This window comes from Butyricicoccus pullicaecorum (genome assembly GCF_002160355.1).
Taxonomy (GTDB): Bacteria; Bacillota; Clostridia; order Oscillospirales; family Butyricicoccaceae; genus Butyricicoccus; species Butyricicoccus pullicaecorum.
Map to the genome: position 1 here is coordinate 77471 of NZ_NFKK01000002.1, position 24149 is coordinate 101619.

The following is a 24149-nucleotide window of genomic DNA, read 5'->3' on the forward strand; positions in this document are numbered from 1 at the left end:
TTATTTATTTTCGTCGTAGAATGTTTCAGCGATCAGCCGGTTTAAGCCCTTGGCGAAGCCGGACAGCCGTGCGGACAGCGATGCGTAATCCATACGGGTGGGGCCGACGATGCCGATGATGCCCTGACCAATGTCGCCGATTCCATACTTGGCGTAGATCATGCTGGTGTCGGACAGCGGGTTTTCGCCGTTTTCCGAACCGATGAAGATCTGAACGCCGTCGATCTCTTTCTGTAAGGGAATGAGGTGCTTTTTGTCATCGCTCATGTAGGCGAGCAGTGTCTGCGCCTTGCTGGTGTCATGGTATTCGGGGAAGCGCAGCAGCTTGTTTGCGCCCTCGAGGAATACCTTCTGACTGCCCAAGTCTTCGATCAGTTCGGAAATGAACTCGGCGACCGGTGCAAGCAGAGCGGTCAGCCCTGCGGCGCGGCGGACGACGTCGAAGCGCTCGGCGGTGATCTGCGCCATGGGGATGGCGGTCAGCGTCTGGTTGAGCACGTAGGTTAAAAGCTCAGCCTGTTCCTTGGTGACCGGCGCGGCGGTGTGAACGAGTTTGTTCTTGACCACGTTGGCGTCAGTGAGGATGACGATGACGTAGGTGGTGTCGTTGACCGGGATGAGCTCAAACTGCCGAATGGTCACACGCGATAGGTGCGGGGTGACCGCGACGGCGGCGTAATCGGTCAGCGAGGAGATGAGCCGTCCGGCCTCCTGAATCAGGCGGTCGAGTTCCTTTTCTTTGAGGGTCATCAGCGCGGTTTGATCGCTCAGACCGGCGGGGAAGACCTCAGGGCGGCGCATCAGATGATCGACGTAGAAGCGGTAGCCCTTGTGGGAAGGGACGCGTCCGGCGGAGGTGTGCGGCTTTTCGAGGTAGCCCATTTCCTCGAGCTCACTCATCTCGTTGCGGATGGTGGCGGAGGAGAAGGACAGCTCGGGAAGGGCGGCAAGCGCCTTGGAGCCGACCGGCTCGGCCGTGCGGATATATTCGGCAATGATCGCTTTGAGAATTTGCTGTTTGCGTTCGGAAAGCTCCACTTTGCCAATGCTCCTTTATGTCTGATGTTCTTGTTAGCACTCGGTATCTCTGAGTGCTAAACTTAATTTACCACTGCCGCCCCTTCCTGTCAAGGGTATTATGTGAATTATTTGTGAATCTATATGGACAAATCGTAAATGATCGCACGAAGCATGTAAATAATAAGGAAAAGGTCAAAAAAGACCGCCGTTCGGCAGAACCGGACGACAGCGAGAAAAATTAGCGGACGACGCATGTTATTGCCAATCAGCGCAGAGAAATTACGACGGCATACTGGCAGAGTCGGCCCTTGAATTGTGATAAAAACCGCCGTCCGGGGAACCGAACGGCGGCAGGAAAGATACAGGGACGGTTTTTCAAGGCAGTGGTACTGCCGAGCAAACCCGATTTATTTTGCAGTCGCTTCGGTCGAAGGTACTGCCTTGATTGCGATGACTTCACTGCCGTCTTTGAGGGTCAGACGAATCGAACCGTCGGGCAGAGTCTCGCGTGATACGACATCCAGAGAGTTTTCCACATCGATCGGGTCGGTGGAAGCGTCAATGGAAGTGATGGTCACTGTGATTCTGTCATCATCAGCGCTTTTAGAAATCTCGCTGTTTGCCACAACGGTTGCCGTTTGGCAAACGGCAGCTTGATTCTGCTCGGGAACATTGGTGGCGAAAGCCGAGGTGGTGGTCATTACAACGGCAGCGGTCATCAGGACGCTGATCATAGAACGTTTTTTGAATGTCATAATAGAATAAATCCTTTCTTCTAGGTCGCTGGTTCCGAACGTGTTGTACAGGGGCGCGGTGCGCGGGGTACGGGCGAGGTTGAGCAGAGCACCGGCATAGGCAGCGCGCTGATCGCCGGAAAGGGTGTCCAAAACGGTGGTGTCGCAGGCGCGCTCCAGATCGCGGCCAGCGGCACGGCACATCAGCCATACGAGCGGGTTGAACCAATGCACACAGCGGACAACCTGAAACAAGAGCTTGCGCAGGCAGTCCAGACGGCGGATGTGTGCCAGTTCATGCGCCAGCAGGTAGGGCATAGACGCATCTTCTTGGGCCTCCAGATCGACCGGCAGCAAGATGACCGGCCGTATAATCCCAAACGTACAGGGTACGGTAATTGAGGGATGGGTACGCACCGAGACCGGACGACGCAGACCGGCGTTCTGCACAGCTTGTAAGATCGATGGATCACAAACTGGCTGTGCATTGCGGCAGATATGCAGCAGACGAAGGTAGGACAGCGCCAGATGTGTCAGAGCAAACGCGGTACCAATTGCCCATACAACTCCGAAAATAGACATAGGAGACAAGGGATTGACAGCAAAGACAGTAGATTGTGTCAGAGACGTGGACAGGGTGTCGGGCTGTGGTGTATGCGCCAGCAGGCGATAGATGCTGAAAGGCGAGGGGAGATTAAAGGGGATGAAGAGACGTACAAGGGCGGCAATCCAGAGTGCGTCCAGACAGCCGGAAGGCAGTCGGCGGACACGGCGCAGCAATAGGATGACTGCAATCAGACCGGCAGCAACGCCGCTATTTTGTACAAACTGTATCAGCATAGGCACATCCTTTATTTGAGCGCATCGATCAGACCGCGCAGGCGTTCGATTTCCTCATCGGGAAGCTTCTGGCTGTCACCCAGCAGAGAGGCAACCAGAGAGGACGGAGAGCCGTCGAACAGCTTGTCGACCAGTTCGTGCGCCTCCTGTCGCTGGACTTCCTCGCGTGTGATGCATGCACGACAGCGAAAACCGGGATCTTCGCGCACAGCAGCACCCTTTTCGATGCACTTTTTGAGTACGGTATAGGTGGTGTTTTTGTTCCAGCCCACCGAGTCGGCCAGTGCGCGGGCGATGTCCTTGGCCGGCAGCTCACCGCCCTGCCAGAGCACCTCCATGACCTTGCGTTCGGAATCAAATAGTTTCACTTTCATAAGATGGGGCCTCCTTGGAGTTTTGCGCAAGAGCCGCATCGTCCGACGTCAGGACGGATGCGGATTGCGACGGACTATTGCAATAGTATAGATATAGACTATCACGATAGTCTGACCCGGTCAAGGCCTTTCGGCAAAGTTCACATAAACGACACCAAATGGTCACAATCATAAAAAATGCCGTCCGGGGAACCGGACGGCGGTATGGGTCTGATACAATTCGTGGACAACGCGCTTTAATGGCCTCTGCCGTGCTTGGACACGTACTTGGGCGAGGTCGCACCACACCAGAGCATGCTCACGCTCGCACCGGCGCACAGGGCAATGGGGATGGTGAGCGCCGCGGGCTGATGGACGAGCCATGCGGGCAGGGTGGACAGGAAGGGCTGCAAGATCTGTGCGGCAGTGAACGCCGTGCACACGATGAACAGCAATGCCAGCACAACCAGCATGAGCGCAGGCAGACGGCGCAGACGGTAGTAACGGCAGAATGCACGGGCAAAGGTCAGACCGATGAAGAACAGCAGAACCCATTTGAATACACCGACCGCAGCCAACCCGGCAAGATCGGCGGGCAAACGGGGAAGCAGTGCGCGTGTCCAGAGGAAATATACGATGGTTAGAATCAAATATGCAATCATTTGTACAGATCACCTCACTGAAATCGACGATTTACGACACCTATCATAGCATATTTCACCGCGCTAAACCATCGGGATTTCAGACAAACCCGGACGGGAAACTTGTATGCCCTGCACAAAGGTAATACCATTTTCCTGCGGAAAATACCAAAAAAACCGGCGCGAAAAGCCGCAAATTCGGCATTCCGGGCAGCGGGTAAAGGTGAGAAATTCTTGTGAGAGGCGTTTTTTTCTGATATAATGTATCCTATCTAATAAAGAAGAACATCAGGGCGCGTATCTTTGCGCCCGATCACTTTACATGAAGGAGTATTTGTGTGAAGAAACAAGAAAATATCCGCAATTTTTCCATTATCGCGCACATCGACCACGGTAAATCCACCCTGGCCGACCGCCTGCTCGAACAATGCAAGGCTGTCACCCAGCGTGAGATGGAGGAGCAGCTGCTCGATAATATGGATCTCGAGCGAGAGCGCGGCATTACGATTAAGGCACGCGCGGTGCGCATGGATTACCAGGCGGACGACGGCGAGATCTATCACATGAACCTCATCGACACCCCGGGTCACGTCGACTTTAACTATGAGGTTTCGCGTTCGCTCGCTGCGTGCGAGGGCGCACTGCTGGTCGTAGATGCCGCACAGGGCATCGAGGCGCAGACGCTGGGCAATACCTACCTTGCCCTTGAGGATAATCTGGAGATCGTGCCGGTCATCAACAAGATCGACCTGCCCGCAGCCGATCCCAAGCGCGTCAAGCAGGAGATCGAGGACATCATCGGCATTCCGGCCGAGGATGCACCTGAGATTTCGGCAAAGGTTGGACTGAATATCCACGAGGTGCTCGAGCGCATCGTATCCGACATCCCGGCACCGACCGGCGACCCGGACGCACCGCTGCGTGCGCTGGTCTTTGACAGCCAGTACGACCCGTACAAGGGCGTTATCGTTTATATGCGCTTGATGGACGGTCACATGGAACCGGGCATGAAGGTGCGCATGATGGCGACTGGTGCTGAGTTCCAGGTCATTGAGTGCGGCTATATGCACCCGCTGGGTCTGTCCCCGACACAGGGGCTGTCGGCCGGCGAGGTTGGCTATTTCACGGCATCCATTAAGAATGTAGCAGATACCCGTGTTGGTGATACGGTCACCGGCGTAGAAAATCCGACCCCCGAGGCCCTGCCCGGCTATCGCAAGGCACAGCCCATGGTCTACTGTGGTATCTACACCGAGGACGGTTCCAAGTACCCCGACCTGCGCGACGCGCTGGAAAAGCTCCAGCTCAACGACGCAGCGCTGTCCTTTGAGCCCGAGTCCTCGGTTGCACTGGGATTTGGTTTCCGCTGCGGCTTCCTGGGTATGCTGCACATGGAGATCATTCAGGAACGTCTGGAACGCGAGTTTGACCTCGATCTGGTCACCACGCTGCCTTCGGTTGTCTACGAGATCGTCAAGACCGACGGCACGACCGTTATGATTGACAACCCGCATGAATATCCCGACCCGGCAGTCATCGACGAGGCACGTGAGCCCTTCGTCAAGGCTTCCATCATCACCCCGCAGGAGTTCGTCGGCAATATCATGCCCATGTGTCAGGAGCGCCGCAGCGTATTTAAGGATATGCAGTATCTGGACACCAATCTGGTCGAGCTGCACTACGAAATGCCCATCAACGAGATCATCTATGATTTCTTCGACGCCCTCAAGGCGCGTACCAAGGGTTACGCTTCGCTGGACTATGAGCTGAGCGACTACCGCAAGAGCGATCTGGTCAAGGTCGATATGCTGCTCAACGGCGATCAGGTCGATGCCCTGTCCTTCATCGCGCATCGCGAGAAGGCATACGGCAGAGCACGCCGTATCTGCGAAAAGCTCAAGGAGAATATCCCGCGTCAGCTGTTCGAGATTCCGATTCAGGCAGCCATTGGCGGCAAGGTCATCGCCCGCGAGACCGTCAAGGCTGTGCGTAAGGACGTGCTTGCCAAGTGCTACGGCGGCGATATCACCCGAAAGAAGAAGCTGCTCGAAAAGCAGAAGGAAGGCAAGAAGCGTATGCGCACGCTGGGTACCGTTCAGGTACCGAGCGAGGCGTTTATGGCCGTGCTCAAGCTGGATGAAGAATAATTTCGGACTTTATATCCACGTCCCGTTCTGCGCGTCCAAGTGCCGTTACTGCGATTTTTATTCCTTCGCAGGAAAGCAAAGCCAGATGGATGACTATATCGAGGCATTGTTCTGGCACGCGGACAAGTTTGCACCGCAGTTTGCCGGACGGCAGGCCGATACCGTCTATTTTGGCGGCGGTACGCCCTCGCTTTTGGGCGGAGAGCGCCTGACGCGCATGCTGAACGGCCTGCGTGAGCGATTTGCCATCCTGCCCGATGCTGAGATCACGGTCGAGTGCAACCCGGACTCGATGACCGACGATCTGCTGAGCATGCTCAAAAACGCGGGTGTGAACCGCCTGTCGGTCGGCGTGCAGTCGACACACGATGACGAACTGCGCATGCTGGGCAGACGGCATACCTTTGCCGAGGCACAGAGCGCTATTCGCCGCGCACAGGACGCAGGATTTGACAACATCAGCTTAGACCTGATGTATGGTCTGCCCGGACAGACGCAGGCATATTTTATGCAGTCGGTCGAGGCGCTGCTCGCGCTGTCTCCGGCGCATCTGTCCTGTTACAGCCTGAAGCTGGAACCGGGGACACCGATGGGACGGGAAAATCCGGTTTTACCTGATGGAGACGCACAGGCAGATCTGTATCTCGCCCTGTGTGACCGCCTGCGGCAAGCCGGATTTGAGCACTACGAGATTTCCAACTGGGCACAGCCCGGTCGTGCGTCTCGGCACAACAGCCGCTATTGGACGTTGTCCGACTATCTCGGCCTTGGACCGGGAGCACATTCTTATGTTGCTGGACGGCGCTTTGCCGAACCGTCCTCGTTCACCGCATTCTGCGATCATGCACAGGTTGTGGATGAGGAAGACATTCCAGATTTTTCCCCGCACAGTGAATATATCATGCTGCGCCTGCGCACCGCCGCGGGCGTAGACGTGCAGGACTTTACAACACGCTTCGGACGGGACTTTGCACCCTATGAAGCGCACCTTGCAGCCCTGCAAAGACCGGGTCTGACCGAAAAGACCCAAACCGGATGGCGGCTGACCGAAGCCGGTTTTCTGGTTTCCAATCTCATCATCACCGACGTGCTCAGCGTCGATGATATAGAATAAACGATGGCTATTTTGCCGTCGACGCCCACACTTTTTCATGTATTTGGAGGATATGAAACATGCGTGCAGTCATCACAGTCGTAGGTAAGGACAGAACGGGTATCATTGCCGCGATCTCCCAGAAGTTATCCGACCACAAGGTAAACATTCAGGATATCTCCCAGAACGTTATGGACGAAATGTTCGCCATGGTTATGTTCGTAGATATCACCGCTTGTACGGTTCCGTTTGACGCGCTCTGCGCAGAGCTGGACGGTGTCGGTACCGAGATGGGTATGAAGGTGCACTGTATGCATGAGGATATCTTCAATGCGATGCACCGCATTTAATCGGAAATCAGTTTGAGGTGCAGATAAATGGCAATGATTAACACAAGCGATATTGTAGAGACGATCAAGATGATCGAGGAAGAGCATCTGGACATTCGAACCATCACCATGGGTATTTCGCTCCGTGACCTGGCTTCGGATGATATCAAGGTGCTCAGCGACAAGATTTATGACAAGGTGACCCGCCGTGCCGAGCATCTGGTCGCAACCGGTGAGCAGATCGAGCGCGAGCTGGGTATCCCGATCATCCATAAGCGTATCTCGGTTACCCCGATCGCCATGATCGGCGCAACCACCAACGCAACTAGCTATGTACCGATCGCACAGGCACTCGACCGTGCAGCTTCCACCACCGGTGTCAACTTCGTCGGCGGTTTCTCGGCACTCGTCCAGAAGGGCTTTGCCAAGGGCGACGAGGTACTGATTCAGTCCATTCCGGAAGCACTTGCAACCACCAACTGCGTGTGCTCTTCGGTCAACGTTGCATCCACCAAGGCCGGTATCAACCTCGACGCCATCGAACTGATGGGCCGCATCATCAAGGATACCGCTGAGATCACCAAGGATAACGGCTCGATGGGCTGTGCAAAGCTGGTCGTATTCGCAAACGCAGTCGATGATAACCCGTTCATGGCTGGTGCATTCCACGGTATCGGTGAGCCTGAGACCGTCATCAATGTCGGCGTTTCCGGCCCGGGCGTTGTTCAGGCAGCCATCAAGCGCGCTGGTGACTGCTCGATCGGTGAGGTTGCAGAGATCATCAAGAAGACCGCGTTTAAGATCACCCGTATGGGTCAGCTGGTCGGCTCCATCGCGTCCGAACGTCTGGGCGTGCCCTTCGGCATCGTCGACCTGTCGCTCGCACCGACTCCGGCAATCGGTGACTCGGTTGCCCGTATTCTGGAAGAAGTCGGTCTGGAGACATGCGGCGGCTGCGGTACGACTGCCATTCTGGCAATGCTCAATGACGCAGTCAAGAAGGGCGGCGTTATGGCTTCCTCGAGCGTCGGCGGCCTGTCGGGCGCTTTCATCCCGGTTTCCGAGGACGAGGGTATGATCGCTGCCGTTCAGCAGGGCGCACTGTGCATGGAAAAGCTGGAAGCAATGACCGCGGTTTGCTCGGTTGGTATCGATATGGTTGCCGTTCCCGGCGACACCACCGAAGAGGTCATTTCTGGCCTGATCGCAGACGAAATCGCAATCGGCGTTGTCAATAATAAGACCACCGCTGTCCGCGTTATCCCGGCAGTTGGCAAGAAGGTCGGCGAGGTTGTTGAGTTTGGCGGCCTGCTCGGTTCGGCACCCATTATGCCGATTTCAACCAAGTCTCCGGCCAAGTTCATTCATCGTGGTGGCCGTATCCCGGCTCCTATCCATAGCCTGAAGAACTAAAATCCGCCCGCAGCCCGTAGGCCACTATCCTTGTTCTCGCGCTGAGCGCGAATAAAATGAGTGTGCGTAATGAAAGTTTCGCCAGCCTTTTCAAAGGCTGCGGGTTCTCAGGGCAGAGCCCTGAGTCGCCCGTCGCAACGGGCGAAATCCTTTTTGATTTTCGCGCATGCGAAAATCAACTAAAATAAAAAATTATCGCTCGCCGGCCCGTAGGTCACTATCTTAATTTCCGCGCCGTGCGCGGATAAAATGAGTGCTAGCGAGCGAAATACTCTTTGCGCACAAAGTGCGCTCATGGGAAAGACCGTCCGAAGGGGACGGTCTTTCTTTTTTGTTTGTTTTAATTGATTCCCGGGCCGGACACCGGGAATCAAAAGAGAGTTTCGGACTCTGCGGAGTCCGACTCAGGGCTCTGCCCTAAGAACCCGCGGCCTTTTGAAAAAGGCCGGCGAAAACTTTATTTTGACTCTCTGAGCAGCTGCCATGCCCGTCGGATAACACAGCACGCCAGCGCAATCCGTGCCAGCATACAGATCGCAAACGCTGCACCAAAAATAACCTCACTGCGCTGTAAAATACCGGTTTCAAACACACCGGCTGCCTCATACACCGCATAGGGAATCGTTCGCGCACCGGCAGCACCGAGCACCGCACCTGCACGCAAGACAGTCAGTCCGGCCAGCACCGCCGCACAGCTGATGCCAACTAAAACCGCCCCGCTCTGCGGTAACTGCTCGTCATATCCTGTAAACAACAATGCCAGCACAGTCACCGGCAAAATCATGCGCAGCGGACGCAATAGCCCACCGAGTGAAAACACACCAAGCGAGGGATCAAACTGCCAGTCGGGGAGAGACAGCACCAGCGACAGCACGATGATGCCGCCTGCCAGCCACGCCATCGGTACCGCCCATAAGCACAGCGCAGGCGCACCGCGGGACGCGATCAGCCAGCACAATACGAGAAGCACAATCGCGCCCGCCCAGGGCGACCACTCGGGCAGCGCCGTGTCGTATAAAAATCCCGCACTGTCCCAGGCCGTACGCACAGCAACCCACGCAGAAAATAAGATCAGTCCTGCGCTAATGGCTTTCCTTGCCCAGTTCGGCACGCGCCGCAGCAGCGTCCAGAAGTCCTGAAACTGCCACCTCTTGGCTGCTGCCAGCCAGAGCATGCTCAGTCCCAGCGCAATCAGTCCCGCAAGCAGCACACTTGGCCACGAAATCGCGGGGACAAATAGCACATGCGCCAAAAGCACCAGAAAGAACAGTGCACCTCGTCCACGAGGAAAAATCTTGTCAGGCAAGCCCCTCACCTCCCGAAAAACCGGTCATGCGGCCCAGCCGAAAATCTGCCTGTCCGGCAGGGATGACGCGCCCGTCCTCGGTCAGCGTCAAAGCAGGCAGAGAAAAGTCTGCGCCCGACAGAATGCGGTCGGATACCCGACAGAGGGGCAGGTCGGGCAGACCGCCCTGCACGGCGTGCGCGTCGAGCAGTGCGCCCAACGCCTCGCCCGGGATTTCTTCGACCACGGCCTGTGCGCGGACGATCTCGTTGGCAGTCACGTCCCGTGCGACGGCCAGCCGAAGCGTCAGGCGTACGTCATCCTGTGCCAGCAGCGCTTGTACCAGCGGCGTGATGCCCTCGCGTGCGACTGCCTCATCGATGACAAAGGTACGCGCATGGCTGAGGTAGAGCTGTCCAGCTAAGAGCTGCTCCGCTCCGGTGAATAGCGCCGCTGGATCGCTCCCAGACGTGGTCAGATAGAGCGAGGCTGCGCTGCCTTCCAGGCTGTCCTGTCGTACAGCTTCGGCAGTCAGCACCAGTTGTCCGTCGGACGATGCACTTACGCCTGCGCTCAAGATGGGCAGACGATCGCCCGCGCCTCGGCCTTTTCCGCCCACGCACGCCAGCAGGACGGCCACAATCAAAATTAACATCCGCTTCATGGCTTGTCCTCCTCACGCGCAAGAAAGCGATGCCGAGGCATCTTACGCCAAGAGACGCGCAGCCAGGTATCGTCGGTGCGAGCAGCGACACGCGGGATGAGGTTGAGCAGATAGGGGGTGCCAAACGAGCGCAGCGTGCACAGATGGGCCACGGCCAGTGCAAGGCCGAACACCAGACCATAAATTCCGCCCAGTGCACCGGCGGCCAGCAGGGAAAAACGTAATACCAATGCTGCCGATTGCAATTTGGGGACGGTCAGACCAGTGACTGCCGCGATGGCCACGATAATGACCGAGGGTGCAGACAGAAAACGCGCCGAAACGGCAGCTTGTCCGAGTACCAGACCGCCGACGATGGACATGGTCGAACCCATGACGCTCGGCGTACGCGTTCCTGCCTCCTTGAGCGTCTCGAACACCAGAAGCAGCAGCAAAATCTCCCAAAACGGCGGCAGCGGCACGCCCTTTTGCGCGGCTGCGATGGCGAGTAACAGGCGGGTGGGCAAAAGCTCCTGATGGAAGACCAGCAGCGCGACGTACAGTGCCGGAATCACAATGGATAAGATAAATCCAATCGCACGCAGGGCACGGGACACAGCGGCTTGCCGCACGGCGATATAATAGTCGTCGTTGGCCTGAAAACACTCTTGCAGGATGCAGGGCGCGGACAGGGCAACCGGGCTGCCGTCGGTCAGTACGACCACACGGCCTTCGAGCAGACGGGCGACGGCGACGTCCGGGCGCTCGGTCGTTCCCAGCGTCGGAAAGGGTGACTCCGGCGCGTCGCGCACGCACTCGGACACATAGTTTGCATCCAGAATGCCGTCGAGCGAAATCTGCTGAATGCGGCGCTGCATCTCATACACCAGTGTGGGTGGGGTGATTCCCTTCATCCAGCACACGCAGATCACCGTGTTGGTCTGCCCGGCGTAGCGGGCAAAGGAGAAGGTCAGGCGGGGGTCGTTCACCCGTCGGCGCAGCATGGACAGATTCATCATAAAGGACTCGGTGAAGCCCTCACGCGGACCGCGCAGCACTTTTTCGCTCTCGGGTTCGGACGGCGAGCGCAGGGAAAATCCCTTGGTGTTGACCACGATGGGGCGACAGTCGCCGTCCACCAAAATGACGGTATCCCCATAAAGCAGCGCAGACAGCATGGCATCGGTATCCGGAACCACCTTGCAGTCGTTGATTTGCAGCAGACCCTGCGCGACGGCCTCGGCAGTCATGCCGGCGGTTTGCCCATGCACGAGCGGGCGGATGACCGACTCGTTGATGGCGGTGTTATTGACCATGCCGTCGAAGAAAAAGACCGCGCAGGACAGACCGGCCGGACTGCGCACGCGGCGCGTAATAAAGGTATTGTCACCGGAAAATACCGTCTGCATGACCTTGATATTTTCGGACAGATCATCCGTAAACTGGACAGACAAGGAAAAACCCCCTTTCGGGGGATAGTTTGCGCGGGAATTGCCATCTTATGCAAGCAGACGGTCGGCTAGCACATTGCCGAATAATTTGACTGCGCGGATGGCTTCCTGCAAGGTGTTTCCCGACGAGCCGCACTCGAGCAGGATGGAACCCGACCGTAAATGGGTGTTGAACCGTTGGGAACGCAGGTTGACGTCGCGCATGAGGTCTGGATAGGCACCGTTCAGATCGGCTTGTAGGTTGACGGCAAAGTTCATGTTGTCCCGCCAGTTCGGATGGGCCAAACCACTGGCATTGGTGCCGATGACCAGCATGAGCTGGGCGACCTCTTGGCCGTCTAAGGTGGTGGCGACGCGGTACTGCGACCCGTCGTTGTTCAAAATCGCATCGCGGTGCAGGTCGATGGTGACCGCAATGTCGGGATACTGTTCAAGCACTTGTTCGGCGGCAGTCAGTGAGCGTCCATACGAGCCATTGTATGCCGGATCGTCAAAGATATCGGTGATATGAATGACGCCGATGCCACGGGATTCCAGTACCTTGGTCAGCTCGGTGCCTACACGCACGACATTCTGGTTGGTGTCGCGCGTGCGGTAGTCGCCCGATGCCGTGTATGTATCGCTGCCTTCCGGCGTGTACGCTTCGGTCGAGTGGGTGTGATAGATGAGCACCTGCGGGCTGCCGTCGGCAGTCACCGAGATATCGATCGGATCATTGAGCATGGCATCGACATCGACCGACAATCCGGCATCATTGCGTACGCTGATGTCGGTATCACGCTTGTCCTGTGGAGACGGAAGGGTGTCAGTATTCGTTTGTGCGGTGTCCGCTTCGTCCACAGGGGGCGGAGCACTCTCGACCGCGACCGCTGGGGTCTCCGCCTGCGGCTGTGCCGCAGGTGCGGCAGCTTCCGGGACGGAGACACCGGTCTCGAGTGCGATCGACGAGGTGATAAAGGTGCGATTGTTCGCAATCGCATCGAGCAGTGCGTCCACCTGCGCATCCCCACCCATGCGGTGACCGATGAGCAGCAGGGCGGCGCACAGCAGGGCGACGGCTGCGGGCACAAAGATGCCGGTCGACTTGCGGGATGGACGACGGGACATAGGGCAGTCACTCCTTTTTTCGATCTCGGTCTAACCTATGTGCCCGAAGGGGAAGGTATGCAGACAAGTTTAGCTGAGTAGTAAATCCAGGTCACCGATGGACAGATGAGGCTGAAGTGCGCGGTTGATTGCGTAGCTGATCACCTTGGCCGCGTCGTGCACCTGCTGATCGATCTCGCGTGGGGTCACAAAGACCGGCCCGGACAGCTCTTCCAGCTCGGGACATACCGCGCCCTGCTGTTTGGCGTGCCAGAGCAGACTGGCACCGTCTACAACCGTGGGCAGGCCGACCGCGATCACCGGAACCCCGAACGTCTCACGGTTGAACGCCTGCCGTGCATTCTCGACGCCCGAACCGGGCACGATACCCGCATCGGTCACTTGGATGGTGCGTGCCAGATGGGGAAGGGAACCGGCAGCCAGTGCATCGACTGCGATGACCGCAGAAGGTTTGACGGTGTCGCATAGGCCGCGGGTGAACTCAGCGGCTTCCACGCCGGTCTGCCCGAGGACACCGACGGCTGCCGCGGATACCGCACGCCACGAGCCGAACTGCTCGGGCAGTGCGCTGCGCAGGTGACGGGTGGCAAGAATGTGCTCGGTGCACAGCGGCCCGACGGCATCGGGCGTGATTGCGCGGTTGCCCAGACCGATGACGAGCACCGATGCGTCATCGTCCATTTCGGGCAGCAGTTCGGTCAGCAGACCGGACAGCACCTCGACCGCGTGCGGAAATGCCTCGGATTCTCGTCGGGTGAGCGGCGCGAGCGTCATAGTGCAGTATGATCCGCATGGTTTGCCCAGCTCCTCGGCAGCCTCACGGCTCAAAACTTCCACGCAGTCGACCGTAAACCCGTCGATCGTCCGCTGCGTCTGCCGAATCCCGGCTGCGTTCCGTAAATTTTTGCTGTGGCTGAGCGCTTCACGCGCCAAATCTGTGCGAAATGCCATGTGTACATCGTTCCTTTCTTTTGCATTTGTGCATTGCTCCTAGACTGTGAAAAAAATTTAGCCGATATGCGAAAAAATAAAAAAAAAGCTTGCAATTTCATGGAACTAGTGGTATAGTAAAACTACTGATGACTAGAAGCCGAAGGAGGTGGAACCCAATGCCGAATATCAAGTCCGCTAAGAAGCGCGTAAAGGTAACCAAGACCAAGAATCTGCAGAACCAGATGGCTAAGTCCGCGCTGAAGACCGTTCTGAAGAAGTTTGACGCGGCTGTGGCTGCTGGCGATAAGTCTGCCGCTGAGGCTGCTTACAAGGTTGCTGTAAAGGCTGTTGATCAGGCTGCTGCTAAGCATCTGATGCACAAGAACAACGCTGCTCACAAGAAGAGCGCGATGACCCTCAAGCTCAACAACGCACAGTAATCCGTTTTGAGAACACAACACCGTCAGACCATTGTGGTTTGACGGTGTTTTTTTGCATATTTTTTGTAGAAATCTTACAGATATTTGTTGTTTCTGGCGAATGAACCAGCAAAATACAGATATACATTTTCCGTGCAATGTGCTATAATTGTTTGGAAAATCTGATATTTTTGAAAATAGGAGGTTTTTACATGCGAAAAAAATGGATTCGTACCGTGTTGGCCGCACTCATGAGCGCGGCTGTACTCATGAGCTCGGCCTGCGCCGCGGACATGAGTGAGCAGTCCGAAGACATCGCCGCACAGGCTGAAATTGTGCGCGAAGGCGGCATGGCGTTCATCCCGGAACGATCGGTCTATTTTGCCGATGTCGATACAAATTACAGCTGGGGCTTTCATGCCATCGATTACCTCGCCAACACCGGAGTGGTGTCGGGTACGGGCAACCTGATTTACAGCCCGGGTAAGTCGCTGTCCCGTGCGGACTTTGTACTCATGCTGTACCGTGCATACGATATGGAAAAGTATGCCGAGGGTGAAAATTTCGCCGATGTATCGGCTGATGCGTACTATGCGGACGCTGTGCTTGCCGCGCGTGCAATCGGCATTGCCGCAGGCGATGAGAACAACAACTTTAATCCGTCCCAGACCCTGACCCGTCAGGACGCAATGGTTCTGCTCAAGCGAACCCTGGATCGCACCGGGCTGCAATTTGCAGAGGGTGACCTGTCCGGCTTTACCGACGCAGATCAGGTCGCAGACTATGCGGTCGATTCGGTTGGCGCACTGGTCAAGGCCGGTATCATCGGTGGCTCGGATGGTAAAATTAACCCGACGGCTCCGGTGACCCGTGCGGAAATGGCGGTCATGCTGTACCGTGCGCTGCACTTGCAGACAGTAGACGGCGTGGCGTACTATGAGACACGCCCGGCTGTTCGTCTGGTCTGCGTCGGCAGTACCATCTATCCTGACATTGAAATCGAGAATTACCAGTCGGGTACGTTCTATGCCGGTCTGTATGAGCTGACTCAGCTGACCAAGGACGAAGATGGTTATTCGATCACTTTGGGACAGTCGCAGTCGATCGACGACCAGATCGTCTGGGATGGTACCAATCTGAGCGTTAACGGCGAGGTGATGCAGGTCGCAGATGATTGCGAGGCCATTGCAGTCGATATGTATTCCAAGCGCACAGCTGGTCTGTGCTCGACTGGCGATGAGTATAAGGCTGGCGCGGTGTCGGTTGTGGATGGACTGGTACAAACAGTCTACTATAAGAAGTAAGACAAGCCCGCCCGCAGGCGAAATGAAGCTTTCGCTCAAGCCTTTCTCGAAAGGCTTGCGGAGTCTTGAGGCAGCGCCTCAAGTCGCTCGCCGCAGCGAGCGAAACTCCCTCTTGAAACCCGGTGTCCGACCCGGGTTTCAATTGAAATAAACAAAAAGAGAAAGACCACCCGTTCGGGTGGTCTTTCTTATGAGCGTGCTTTGCACGCAGGGAGATTGCGCGACCTGTGGGTCGCGCTTTTTTTGTTATGTTTTAGTTGATTTTCGCAAAAGCGAAAATCAAAAGGGGATTTCGTGTCCTGCGGGACACGACTCAGGGCTCTGCCCTGAGAACCTGCAGCCTTTGAAAAGGCTGGCGAAACTTTTATTACGCCTGCGGGCGGGAAAAGGGTGCGGTTTTATTTTTTCCAAGCTTTCCCCAATGCGGTGACTGCATCGGGCAATTTTTCCGATGGAATACCGGCATAGCCCAAAATCACCGTTGCGGGTGGGCAAGTGACTGCGGTATCCACATAATACCCGGACAATCCATACACCCGAACACCCTGTTTCGCCGCTGATGCGATCAATTCGCCTTCATCCATTCCATTTTCCACATGCAGCAGGATATGCAGACCAGCCTCGGCACCCGATACCGTATACATTCCGCGCAGTTCAGACTGTGACAGTGCATCCAGCAGACTTTCCAGACGCGCTTTGTATTGAATGCGAATGCGGTTGACATGCCGTTCGAAGCTGCCGGTCTCGAGAAACCGCGCGAGTGTGTACTGTTCAAACACCGGGACGGTGGAGGCATAGCCGCCGAACTTTGCCTGATAGGCGGGCAGCAGACGGCGCGGGAGAACCAGATAGCCGATACGCAGCGAGGGAGCCAGACTTTTGGCGAAGGTGTTGAGGTAGATGACTCGATCTTCGTGGTCAAGCTCTTTGAGTGCCGGAATGGGGCGGGAAGTAAAGCGGAACTCGGAATCGTAATCGTCCTCGATCAAATAGCGGTCTTCGCTCTCGCTTGCCCAGCGCAGCAGGGAAGCGCGACGGCCAGCCGGGGTGACAATACCGAGGGGAAAATGGTGGGACGGGGTCAGGTAGGCGACCGATGCCGCACTCTGCCGCAGTGCTTCCATGGACAAACCCTCGTTATCCAGTGGAATGGGTGCAGTCTCCGCATCGTTTGCCCGGAAAATCTGAGTTAATTTCGGATAGCCCGGGGTCTCGATGGCATAGGTGCGTGTGCGTCCTAAAAGCTGGATAAGCAGGGTGACCAGATATTCCGAACCTGCACCGACGACAATCTGGTCGGTGTCCACCGAGATACCGCGAAAGGCGTACAGATATTGCCGAATCTGCTTGCGCAGTGCGGGTACACCTTGCGGCGCAGCGGCCAGCAGCAGACTGCGGTCGTAATCGGTGAGCACTGCGCGGGACAACTTTGCCCAAGTCGAAAACGGGAAGCAATCGGTGTCGACGACGTTGGTCTTAAAATCAAAATCCGCGGTCTGTTCGCTCTTTTCCTGCGGCTTTTCAGGCGCAGCCTGCGCACAAGCTGTGCGCGGGAGCGCATCGAGCTGCTGCACGAAATACCCGCTTCTGGGCACGGCACGCAGATAACCCTCGGCGGTCAGCTGGCCGTAAGCGGTCTCGACCGTGATCTGACTGACCTTGAGGTGCTCAGCGAGTGGACGCTTGGCGGGCAGTCGGTCGCCGCCAGCGAGCACGCCGTTCATAATATCGGCGCGGATGGCGCGGTATAGCTGCTCGTAGAGCGGCATTTTTGCAGTGTGATCGAGGTGATAGGTCAGCATACATCCAGCCTCCGCAGATAATATGAGTTCAGAATAGCCGTTTTGCGCGGTAAAGTCAAGTCAAAAAGGCACCGATCGTGCGTGATCGGTGCCCCGGTATGGTCGTTATTGGTCTTGCTGTTCAAAGAAGGATTGCAGCTTTTGCAGACTGCTCGCCAAAAGCGCGGTTTCACTGTCCGACAGCTCGCTCAGTGCGGCCGAGATCATGCGCTCATGGAACTCCTTGTGGTACGCATGGATGGCCTCGCCGCGCGGCGTGAGGGAGATGTTGACCACGCGTTTGTCCGCAGTATCACGCGTGCGTTGAATCAGTCCCTTGCTCTCGAGCTTGTCACAGGCAACCGTGAAGGTGGCCAGCGTGACACCGACCGACTTTGCAATGGTGGACATACGGCTGGGTTGCTCGGCAGCGATCTTTTCGATAATATGGATCTCGGTCAGCGAGATATTATCGCCGATGCCGGCTGTCAGGGTGCGCTCTTCGATTTTGTTGATACGACTCCAAATATCGACCAGAAAATTATTGATGGAATCAAAGTCCGACATGAGACCCTCCAATCTGCAAAAATAGTTAATTTGGCAAACTAAGTATAGCATACCCCTGTGGGAAAGACAAGATGAAGGTGAAAAAAACGGATTTTTGTCGAAAAGAGGACGAAAAAAGAGACCGTCGGACAGACGGCCTCTTGAAGAATCCTTATTCAGCGGACGGCGTAGCGTTACCCTCACCAGACGAACGGCGGCGCTTGGCACCACCGCGGCGGCGACGGCGACGGCGTACGACCTCGCCGGACTCGGTGTTCTCGCCAGCTTCCTGTGCGGGCTGCTCGACGGCATCCTTAGGCGGTGCAGCCTTGACCAGACGGGGACGGTCGGAACCGTCGGGGGCTTCACGGCGCGGCTTGCGTGCGGGCGCTGCGGGCTTGTCCTCAGTGCTCTGGGGCGCAGCCTTGACACGACGCGGCTTTTCGTTGCGCGGACGGACAGGCGGCTGCGCGACTGCGACCGGCTCCTGCTCCTGCATGGGGTCGATCTCGGGCTGCTTTTGCTGCTTTGCGCAGTTCTGGCAGCATTCGCCGCTGTGATTATTGCCGTTATTATTGTTCTTCTTGGCGCGGCCCGAGCGAATCATCTGGCAGTCGGTGCACGCGAAAACGCGGGGCTCGTCCGGTGCATCCTCGAGCTGCACCTTGCACGTACCGCGCAGCATCTGAGTAGACAGGACAGTGCCGCGACCCTCCGGGGTCTCGACCAGACTATCGGTCTTGGGTGTGACCTTTTGCAGCTCGGAATAGACCTCGTGCTCGTACTTGAGACAGCACATCAGGCGGCCGCAGGTACCCGAGATCTTAGCCGGGTTGAGTGACAGGTTCTGCTCCTTTGCCATGTTGATGGACACCGGCTGAAAGTCGCCCAGATAGGACGCGCAGCACAGTTCGCGGCCACAGATGCCCAGACCACCGATCATCTTGGCCTCATCGCGTACGCCGATCTGGCGCAGCTCGATGCGGGTGCGGAAGATGGCAGCCAGATCCTTGACCAAGCCGCGGAAGTCTACACGGCCATCTGCCGTGAAGTAGAACAGGATCTTGTTGAGATCGAAGGTGCACTCGACAGCGACCAGGCGCATGTCCAGCTTGTGTTCCTCGATCTTGCGCCGTGCAATCTGGTAGGCTTCCTTGGCCTGGCGCTCGTTTTCGCGGGCGACTTCCAGATCGCGTTCGGTCGCGATGCGGATGATTTTTTTGAGCGGCGAGACGACTTCGCGCTCGGACACTTCGGTGTTGCCCATGGCGCACTCGCCGCACTCGACACCGCGTGCGGTCTCAACGATAACGCTTTGTCCGCGCTTGACCGTGATGCCGCAGGGGTCAAAATAGTATACTTTGCCGACTCGTTTGAATCGGACACCAATGACAGTCAGCAATCTAAATGTTCCTCCGTTTCAGTATGCCGCGGATATTATTTGGATGATCGCGGCGGATGGCAGATGGCGTAAGCACCTGCCGCAAGGACAGCGCACTGGATGGGTGCGCTTGCGTTGACCTCAGCGCGGCGGGACAGCAGCGTGAGGTGATCGTAGACCGCGAGGATTTTTTCCGCGGTCAGTGCGCCGGCGAGGGCGCGGGTCTCGGCGGAGAGTGCCGGGACAAGCGGGGCAGCACCGACCGATACCAGAGCGGCATCGCGCAGCGCGGTCCCGAGCAGGGTCATGGCCTGCTGAAAAGCAGCCTTGTTCAGTTTGGCAAATCCATTTGCACCCAGCAGCATGCCGTATTCGTCTCCCTTGGCCATGGCGCGCAGGAACGCGCGGGATGGCTCGAGCAGCTCGGGGTTCTGGTCGGCGGACACATGCGGCGGCTCGAGCTGATAGATGGCGCAGCGAGAGCGGATGGTCTGGAGCAGGACACCGGGCTGGGACGAGAGCAGGATAAAAAAGACATAGCGCGGCGGCTCTTCGAGCACCTTGAGCAGAGCATTCTGTGCACTCAGGTTCATGCGGTCGGCGTTGTGGATGATGAAGACCTTGCGGTCACCGTCGTTGGGCAGAATGGCCGCCTCATCACGGATATTGCGTGCGGTCTCGACCTTGATTTCGCCATCTCCCTCATCGATGACAATCAAATCGGGATGGGTACCGTGCGCGACTTTGTGGCACGAGGCGCACGCACCGCACGGACGGGGCGAAGCACCGGTGCACAGGAGTGCAGCTGCGATGGTTTGAGCAAAATCGGTTTTTCCGCTGCCATCCGGGCCGGATAACAGAACAGCCTGCGGAAAACGGCGATCAAGCGCAGTCCGCAGGCTAGCTTTGAGTGCGGTATTGCCGGGCAGAGCGTCAAATCCAGGCATTACAGTTTCTCAAACTGCTCGACGTTCAGCACGAATACGGTCGCGCCGCCGACCGTGACCTCGACCGGCATTGCCGGATGGAAGCCAACGCCCAGATTTGCCGTCGTCGGGATGATCTGTTTGCGGGTGTTGGAATATTTGCGGATGAGATCCATCGCCTCGTCCAGGCGGGAGTCTTCCAGACCGATCAGGATGGTGACGTTACCGGCACGCAGAAAGCCGCCGGTGGTGGCGAGCTTGGTGATCTGGAATCCGGCCTCCATGAGGTGATTCATTACACTATGCGCGTCATCGGAATTGATGATTGCAAGCAGCATTTTCATAGGGAAACCCTCCTTTTCCGCCTCTCACCGTAAAAAAATCACGGCTGATATACAGAGATGCGGTCAATCGTATTATAACATTGATTTCTGAGAAATACAATGTGTTCGGCGGTGATTTCTTCACCCGGCCAGAGCACGGGAACACCGGGCGGATACGGGGTGACCGGACGGGCGCAGACCATGCCGGGCTGTACATCATCCAGAAACAGCGTGGAGGCATTGCCGAGCAGGGCGCGGCGCACCGACAGAGCCGGACGGGGGACGGGTAAGGGCGGCAAGGGTGCGGGCAGCGCGGTCTGCTGCACTTCACGCGATAAGGTGTCCAACGCCTCGCGCAGACGATCCAGATTGTCGTCCAGATCGGCGGACGTGACGATACATACCATATTACGCGCGTCACTCATCTCGCATGCCACCCCAAACCGCTCATATAACGTGTCGGCCAGCTTGTCGCCCGTCCAGTCAGTACCGGCGGTCGAGACGGTCAGACGGCAGGGGTCGAGGTCGTTTCCGATCAGCGGCCGGAACCTGGTGTGCTCGGCCAGATGCAGGCGCAGGGCGTGAACGGCCTCGGCTGCTTTCTGATAGCTGTCATCCTGCTCGAGCGCATCGCGTGCCAGATCCAGGCTGACCATCATGGCGTAGGACGGGCTGGACGTGCCGAACAGGGACGCACCCTCACGCAGACGGTCATTGTCTATCGTGCCGCCCGACAGCAGCATAGCTGACTGGCCGAGCGCATAGAGTGTCTTGTGCGCACTGAGTGCCGCGAGGTCTGCACCCTCCTGAATGGGTGAGGGCAGACCGACTGCGGGGAAGTGCGCACCGTGCGCGGCGTCGACCAGTAACTTGGCGCCGTGCGCATGGCAGACGGCTGCAATCGCCGAGATATCCTGCCGCACGCCGTAATAGTTGGGGGAGGTGACGAGCACGGCACGGATGGATGGATTTTGACTCAGTGCGCGGTCAATGTCATTCGGACAGAGCAGACCGGGAATGCCGAACGGCTCGATGGTCTTGGGAAAGACGAAAGCCGGGGACAGATCGAGCATGGCAGCCGCATGCGCGGCGGATTTGTGGCAGTTGCGGTCAAACAGCACGTCAGCACCTGCACCGGCAGCTGCGTACAGCATGGTGTGGATGCCCTGGGTCGAACCGCCGGTCAGAAAATGGCAGTCGGGTGCGTGGTAGAAGCGTGCGGCCTGTTCCTCGGCCTGTCGGATGGGGCCTTCTCCCGTGTATAGGTTGCCGGTCTCATAGACTTCGGTGAAGTCCAGCGGCAAAATGGGGCCGAAATCGGGCAGAACATCCTTGCCCTTGTGCCCGGGCATGTGAAAGCGTGCGGTATGCTTTTGCGACAGGGCGCGCAGCGCATGATACAGAGGGGTATTCATGAGTTGTCTCCTTCTTTGAGGGTCAGATTGCGCCGGAGCGGCGCGGGACCGCGCCAGGTGAACGCGCGGTCGGGGTATTTTTCATAGAATTGGCGACGTGTCAGACCGTCCACATCGGCCAGCGTCAGCGTATCAATCAGGAACTGCCCGAAATCCGGGATGTCGGTCTGTTTGGCGTGTCTGTTCATCGGGCAGACCAGCTGGCAGGTATCACAACCCCACACGAGCGGGTGCTCGCGCACGAGCGCGGCCTGTTCCTCGGTCAGCGTGCCGCCCTGCTGGGTGAGTGCGGACAGACAGCGTCCTTTGTCCAGATCGACCGGGCAGGCACGGCGGCACGCACCGCAGTGCAGACAGCCTTTGGGTGTCTGTTCGGTCACCGGCAGGTCGAGATCGGTCACGATGGTGCCGATAAAGACATAGCTGCCGTAGTCGGGGTGAATGAGCAGTCCGTTATCCCCGATGCAGCCCAGACCGGCGCAGGCTGCGGCGTAGACCTCGGGCAAGGGGGAGTCGTCGGCCAGCACGACAAAGTGGTTTTCCGGATATTCAGCTTGGAACGCCTCGACAGCCGCACCCAGCCGGTCGGCAATGACCGCGTGATAGTCCCGACCTCGGGCGTACAGCGACAGGTTGCCGGAGGGTGCGCCGGTGAGGTAGGGGAAGAGGGCAACGAGGACGCTGCGGGGAGAGTCGATCAGACGGGACAGACCGAGCTGCTGCCGGTCGTCCATGTGGGAAAGCAGAGTGCCCATCGCACACACACCACATGCACAGAGTCCGTCTGACACGGACAATCTATCGACAATGTTCAAAATTCCTTCTCCTTCGACGGTTTTTTCTACATTATAGCATAAAGGTTTTGCCAAAGAAACACTTGCGTGCGGCACGGCGGGGGACTATAATAGACTCATTCATACTTTATCCCTATAAAGTATTACGTAATGAAAGGCAGGTCACAAGCGATGACAGAAAGAATCTTCAACTTTTCCGCAGGCCCTTCGATGCTGCCCGTTCCCGTGCTGGAGCGCGCAGCCGCTGAGATGCTCAACTATCAGGGTTCAGGCATGTCAGTGATGGAGATGAGTCACCGATCTAAGGTGTACGACTCCATTATCAAGTCTACGGAAGCCTCTCTGCGTCGCGTGATGGGTATCCCGGACAACTATAAGGTCCTCTTTTTACAGGGCGGTGCAACCATGCAGTTCTCCGCCATTCCGCTCAACCTGATGCGTACCGGTAAGGCAGACTATGCGCTGACCGGTAACTTCGCGAAGAACGCGTACAAGGAGGCCAAGAAGTTTGGCGAGATCCATGTCGCGGCATCCTCCGAGGCGGATAACTTCTCTTACATCCCGTCCCAGGCAGAACTCGATCTGTCCCCGGACGCAGACTATTTCTACCACTGTGCCAACAACACCATCTTCGGCACCGAGTGGAAGTATTGCCCCGAGACCGGTTCTGTACCGGTTGTAGCCGATATGTCCTCGAACATTCTGTCTAAGCCCATTGATGTATCCAAGTACGGTGTCATCATGGCTGGTGCACAGAAGAACATGGGCCCGGCCGGCCTGACCGTCGTGATCGTGCGCGACGATCTGCTGGGCTACTACCCGCAGGACAAGATGCCGGTACTGCTCGACTGGAAGCTGATGGCTGACAAGGAGAGCATGTACAATACGCCTCCGACCTACGCAATCTATGTTCTGGGTCTGGTACTTGACTGGATCGAGAACGAGATCGGCGGTCTGACCGAGATGCAGAAGCGCAACGAGGTCAAGGCAAAGCTGCTCTATGACTATCTGGACAGCCAGTCCTTCTATCAGCCGGCAGCACGTGCCGATTCCCGTTCCATGATGAACGTAACCTTCCGCACCGGCGATGCCGATCTGGACGCAAAGTTTGTCAAGGCTTCGATCGAGAACGGTATGTCCAACCTGAAGGGTCACCGTTCGGTTGGCGGTATGCGTGCTTCCATCTACAATGCAATGCCCTACGAGGGTGTCGAAAAGCTGGTTGACTTCATGCAGAAGTTTGCCAAGGAAAACGGCTAAGGGAGAATCAG

The 24149-nt window shown here is 57.2% G+C and carries 22 protein-coding genes and 1 pseudogene; 7 read left to right on the top strand and 16 right to left on the bottom strand.

Annotated elements, in window-relative coordinates:
* The 4 genes from hrcA to B5F17_RS02085 form a co-directional block, all read right to left on the bottom strand.
* Window positions 1-1038: a heat-inducible transcriptional repressor HrcA gene (gene hrcA, locus B5F17_RS02070; protein WP_162608050.1), complete on the bottom strand. Its 1038-nt coding sequence runs from the start codon at window positions 1036-1038 to the stop codon at window positions 1-3.
* A 389-nt stretch (window positions 1039-1427) separates the two neighbouring features.
* Window positions 1428-2594: a M56 family metallopeptidase gene (locus B5F17_RS02075; RefSeq protein ID WP_087370251.1), complete on the bottom strand. Its 1167-nt coding sequence runs from the start codon at window positions 2592-2594 to the stop codon at window positions 1428-1430.
* Between the two features lie 11 nt (window positions 2595-2605).
* Window positions 2606-2968, bottom strand: a complete 363-nt coding sequence (locus B5F17_RS02080; RefSeq protein WP_087370253.1) for a BlaI/MecI/CopY family transcriptional regulator — start codon at window positions 2966-2968, stop codon at window positions 2606-2608.
* A 236-nt stretch (window positions 2969-3204) separates the two neighbouring features.
* Window positions 3205-3609 (bottom strand): hypothetical protein, encoded by a 405-nt coding sequence (locus tag B5F17_RS02085; protein ID WP_087370255.1) that lies wholly within the window; start codon window positions 3607-3609, stop codon window positions 3205-3207.
* 317 nt (window positions 3610-3926) lie between these two features.
* Here B5F17_RS02085 and lepA point away from each other — a divergent pair, with 317 nt between their 5' ends.
* Genes lepA through B5F17_RS02105 form a run of 4 tightly spaced genes read left to right on the top strand, consistent with a single transcriptional unit; the run spans window position 3927 to window position 8570 of the window.
* On the top strand, window positions 3927-5735 hold the full coding sequence (lepA, locus tag B5F17_RS02090; RefSeq protein ID WP_087370257.1) for a translation elongation factor 4: 1809 nt from the start codon (window positions 3927-3929) through the stop codon (window positions 5733-5735).
* Entirely contained in the window at window positions 5725-6849 is a 1125-nt protein-coding gene (gene hemW, locus B5F17_RS02095; RefSeq protein ID WP_087370259.1) for a radical SAM family heme chaperone HemW, read from the top strand. Before lepA ends, hemW begins: the two co-directional genes overlap by 11 nt.
* Window positions 6850-6908: 59 nt before the next feature.
* Window positions 6909-7178 (top strand): ACT domain-containing protein, encoded by a 270-nt coding sequence (locus tag B5F17_RS02100; protein WP_016147556.1) that lies wholly within the window; start codon window positions 6909-6911, stop codon window positions 7176-7178.
* 33 nt (window positions 7179-7211) lie between these two features.
* The gene (locus B5F17_RS02105) at window positions 7212-8570 is read left to right on the top strand and encodes a PFL family protein (protein WP_087370717.1); all 1359 of its coding nucleotides are present in this window, start codon (window positions 7212-7214) and stop codon (window positions 8568-8570) included.
* Between the two features lie 457 nt (window positions 8571-9027).
* On the opposite strand, the gene B5F17_RS02110 is transcribed toward B5F17_RS02105, so the two are convergent.
* From B5F17_RS02110 to gpr, 5 genes are all read right to left on the bottom strand, one after another.
* The gene (locus B5F17_RS02110) at window positions 9028-9876 is read right to left on the bottom strand and encodes a hypothetical protein (protein WP_087370260.1); all 849 of its coding nucleotides are present in this window, start codon (window positions 9874-9876) and stop codon (window positions 9028-9030) included.
* Window positions 9869-10519 carry a Ger(x)C family spore germination protein gene (locus B5F17_RS02115; protein WP_087370262.1) on the bottom strand — a complete coding sequence of 217 codons (651 nt, stop codon included), beginning with the start codon at window positions 10517-10519 and terminating at the stop codon, window positions 9869-9871. The genes B5F17_RS02110 and B5F17_RS02115 overlap by 8 nt, the downstream gene beginning before the upstream one ends.
* Complete coding sequence (locus tag B5F17_RS02120) at window positions 10516-11952, bottom strand: spore germination protein (protein ID WP_087370264.1); 1437 nt, start codon at window positions 11950-11952, stop codon at window positions 10516-10518. The genes B5F17_RS02115 and B5F17_RS02120 overlap by 4 nt, the downstream gene beginning before the upstream one ends.
* 45 nt (window positions 11953-11997) lie before the next feature.
* On the bottom strand, window positions 11998-13056 hold the full coding sequence (gene spoIIP / locus B5F17_RS02125) for a stage II sporulation protein P (protein WP_087370266.1): 1059 nt from the start codon (window positions 13054-13056) through the stop codon (window positions 11998-12000).
* Window positions 13057-13125: 69 nt separating this feature from the next.
* Entirely contained in the window at window positions 13126-14007 is an 882-nt protein-coding gene (gene gpr / locus B5F17_RS02130) for a GPR endopeptidase (protein ID WP_087370269.1), read from the bottom strand.
* A gap of 158 nt (window positions 14008-14165) precedes the next feature.
* Between gpr and rpsT the strand changes: the two genes are divergently transcribed.
* Both rpsT and B5F17_RS02140 read left to right on the top strand, forming a co-directional pair.
* Entirely contained in the window at window positions 14166-14429 is a 264-nt protein-coding gene (gene rpsT, locus B5F17_RS02135) for a 30S ribosomal protein S20 (protein WP_016147549.1), read from the top strand.
* A gap of 191 nt (window positions 14430-14620) precedes the next feature.
* The gene (locus B5F17_RS02140) at window positions 14621-15712 is read left to right on the top strand and encodes an S-layer homology domain-containing protein (protein ID WP_162608051.1); all 1092 of its coding nucleotides are present in this window, start codon (window positions 14621-14623) and stop codon (window positions 15710-15712) included.
* A 398-nt stretch (window positions 15713-16110) separates the two neighbouring features.
* Here B5F17_RS02140 and pdxR read toward each other — a convergent pair whose 3' ends face one another.
* The 7 genes and pseudogenes from pdxR to B5F17_RS02175 all read right to left on the bottom strand — a co-directional run bounded on the left by pdxR (window position 16111) and on the right by B5F17_RS02175 (window position 22899).
* Window positions 16111-17514, bottom strand: coding sequence for a MocR-like pyridoxine biosynthesis transcription factor PdxR (pdxR, locus tag B5F17_RS02145; protein WP_087370273.1), 1404 nt, complete (start codon window positions 17512-17514; stop codon window positions 16111-16113).
* 105 nt (window positions 17515-17619) lie between these two features.
* Window positions 17620-18060, bottom strand: a complete 441-nt coding sequence (locus B5F17_RS14770) for a MarR family winged helix-turn-helix transcriptional regulator (protein ID WP_016147546.1) — start codon at window positions 18058-18060, stop codon at window positions 17620-17622.
* A 616-nt stretch (window positions 18061-18676) separates the two neighbouring features.
* Window positions 18677-19441, bottom strand: a pseudogene (locus B5F17_RS15045) (PSP1 domain-containing protein); the annotation flags it as partial.
* Between the two features lie 35 nt (window positions 19442-19476).
* Window positions 19477-20367: a DNA polymerase III subunit gene (locus B5F17_RS02160; RefSeq protein ID WP_087370280.1), complete on the bottom strand. Its 891-nt coding sequence runs from the start codon at window positions 20365-20367 to the stop codon at window positions 19477-19479.
* Window positions 20367-20690 carry a cyclic-di-AMP receptor gene (locus B5F17_RS02165; RefSeq protein ID WP_016147543.1) on the bottom strand — a complete coding sequence of 108 codons (324 nt, stop codon included), beginning with the start codon at window positions 20688-20690 and terminating at the stop codon, window positions 20367-20369. Before B5F17_RS02165 ends, B5F17_RS02160 begins: the two co-directional genes overlap by 1 nt.
* Before the next feature lie 38 nt (window positions 20691-20728).
* Window positions 20729-22084 carry an aminotransferase class I/II-fold pyridoxal phosphate-dependent enzyme gene (locus tag B5F17_RS02170; RefSeq protein WP_087370282.1) on the bottom strand — a complete coding sequence of 452 codons (1356 nt, stop codon included), beginning with the start codon at window positions 22082-22084 and terminating at the stop codon, window positions 20729-20731.
* Entirely contained in the window at window positions 22081-22899 is an 819-nt protein-coding gene (locus tag B5F17_RS02175; RefSeq protein WP_087370284.1) for an epoxyqueuosine reductase, read from the bottom strand. The genes B5F17_RS02170 and B5F17_RS02175 overlap by 4 nt, the downstream gene beginning before the upstream one ends.
* 150 nt (window positions 22900-23049) lie before the next feature.
* Between B5F17_RS02175 and serC the strand changes: the two genes are divergently transcribed.
* Window positions 23050-24138, top strand: coding sequence for a 3-phosphoserine/phosphohydroxythreonine transaminase (serC, locus tag B5F17_RS02180; RefSeq protein WP_016147540.1), 1089 nt, complete (start codon window positions 23050-23052; stop codon window positions 24136-24138).
* Window positions 24139-24149 lie beyond the last annotated feature (11 nt).

Excerpts from the sequence above, each read along its gene's own strand:
- B5F17_RS02115 (WP_087370262.1), bottom strand. The coding sequence starts at position 10,519 with ATGAAGCGGATGTTAATTTTGATTGTGGCCGTCCTGCTGGCGTGCGTG.
- B5F17_RS02085 (WP_087370255.1), bottom strand. The coding sequence starts at position 3,609 with ATGATTGCATATTTGATTCTAACCATCGTATATTTCCTCTGGACACGC.
- spoIIP (WP_087370266.1), bottom strand. The coding sequence starts at position 13,056 with ATGTCCCGTCGTCCATCCCGCAAGTCGACCGGCATCTTTGTGCCCGCA.
- pdxR (WP_087370273.1), bottom strand. The coding sequence starts at position 17,514 with ATGCTGACCTATCACCTCGATCACACTGCAAAAATGCCGCTCTACGAG.
- hemW (WP_087370259.1), top strand. The coding sequence starts at position 5,725 with ATGAAGAATAATTTCGGACTTTATATCCACGTCCCGTTCTGCGCGTCC.
- B5F17_RS02080 (WP_087370253.1), bottom strand. The coding sequence starts at position 2,968 with ATGAAAGTGAAACTATTTGATTCCGAACGCAAGGTCATGGAGGTGCTC.
- gpr (WP_087370269.1), bottom strand. The coding sequence starts at position 14,007 with ATGGCATTTCGCACAGATTTGGCGCGTGAAGCGCTCAGCCACAGCAAA.
- B5F17_RS02140 (WP_162608051.1), top strand. The coding sequence starts at position 14,621 with ATGCGAAAAAAATGGATTCGTACCGTGTTGGCCGCACTCATGAGCGCG.
- B5F17_RS02165 (WP_016147543.1), bottom strand. The coding sequence starts at position 20,690 with ATGAAAATGCTGCTTGCAATCATCAATTCCGATGACGCGCATAGTGTA.
- rpsT (WP_016147549.1), top strand. The coding sequence starts at position 14,166 with ATGCCGAATATCAAGTCCGCTAAGAAGCGCGTAAAGGTAACCAAGACC.
- B5F17_RS02100 (WP_016147556.1), top strand. The coding sequence starts at position 6,909 with ATGCGTGCAGTCATCACAGTCGTAGGTAAGGACAGAACGGGTATCATT.
- B5F17_RS02105 (WP_087370717.1), top strand. The coding sequence starts at position 7,212 with ATGATTAACACAAGCGATATTGTAGAGACGATCAAGATGATCGAGGAA.
- B5F17_RS14770 (WP_016147546.1), bottom strand. The coding sequence starts at position 18,060 with ATGTCGGACTTTGATTCCATCAATAATTTTCTGGTCGATATTTGGAGT.
- B5F17_RS02170 (WP_087370282.1), bottom strand. The coding sequence starts at position 22,084 with ATGAATACCCCTCTGTATCATGCGCTGCGCGCCCTGTCGCAAAAGCAT.
- B5F17_RS02160 (WP_087370280.1), bottom strand. The coding sequence starts at position 20,367 with ATGCCTGGATTTGACGCTCTGCCCGGCAATACCGCACTCAAAGCTAGC.
- B5F17_RS02075 (WP_087370251.1), bottom strand. The coding sequence starts at position 2,594 with ATGCTGATACAGTTTGTACAAAATAGCGGCGTTGCTGCCGGTCTGATT.
- serC (WP_016147540.1), top strand. The coding sequence starts at position 23,050 with ATGACAGAAAGAATCTTCAACTTTTCCGCAGGCCCTTCGATGCTGCCC.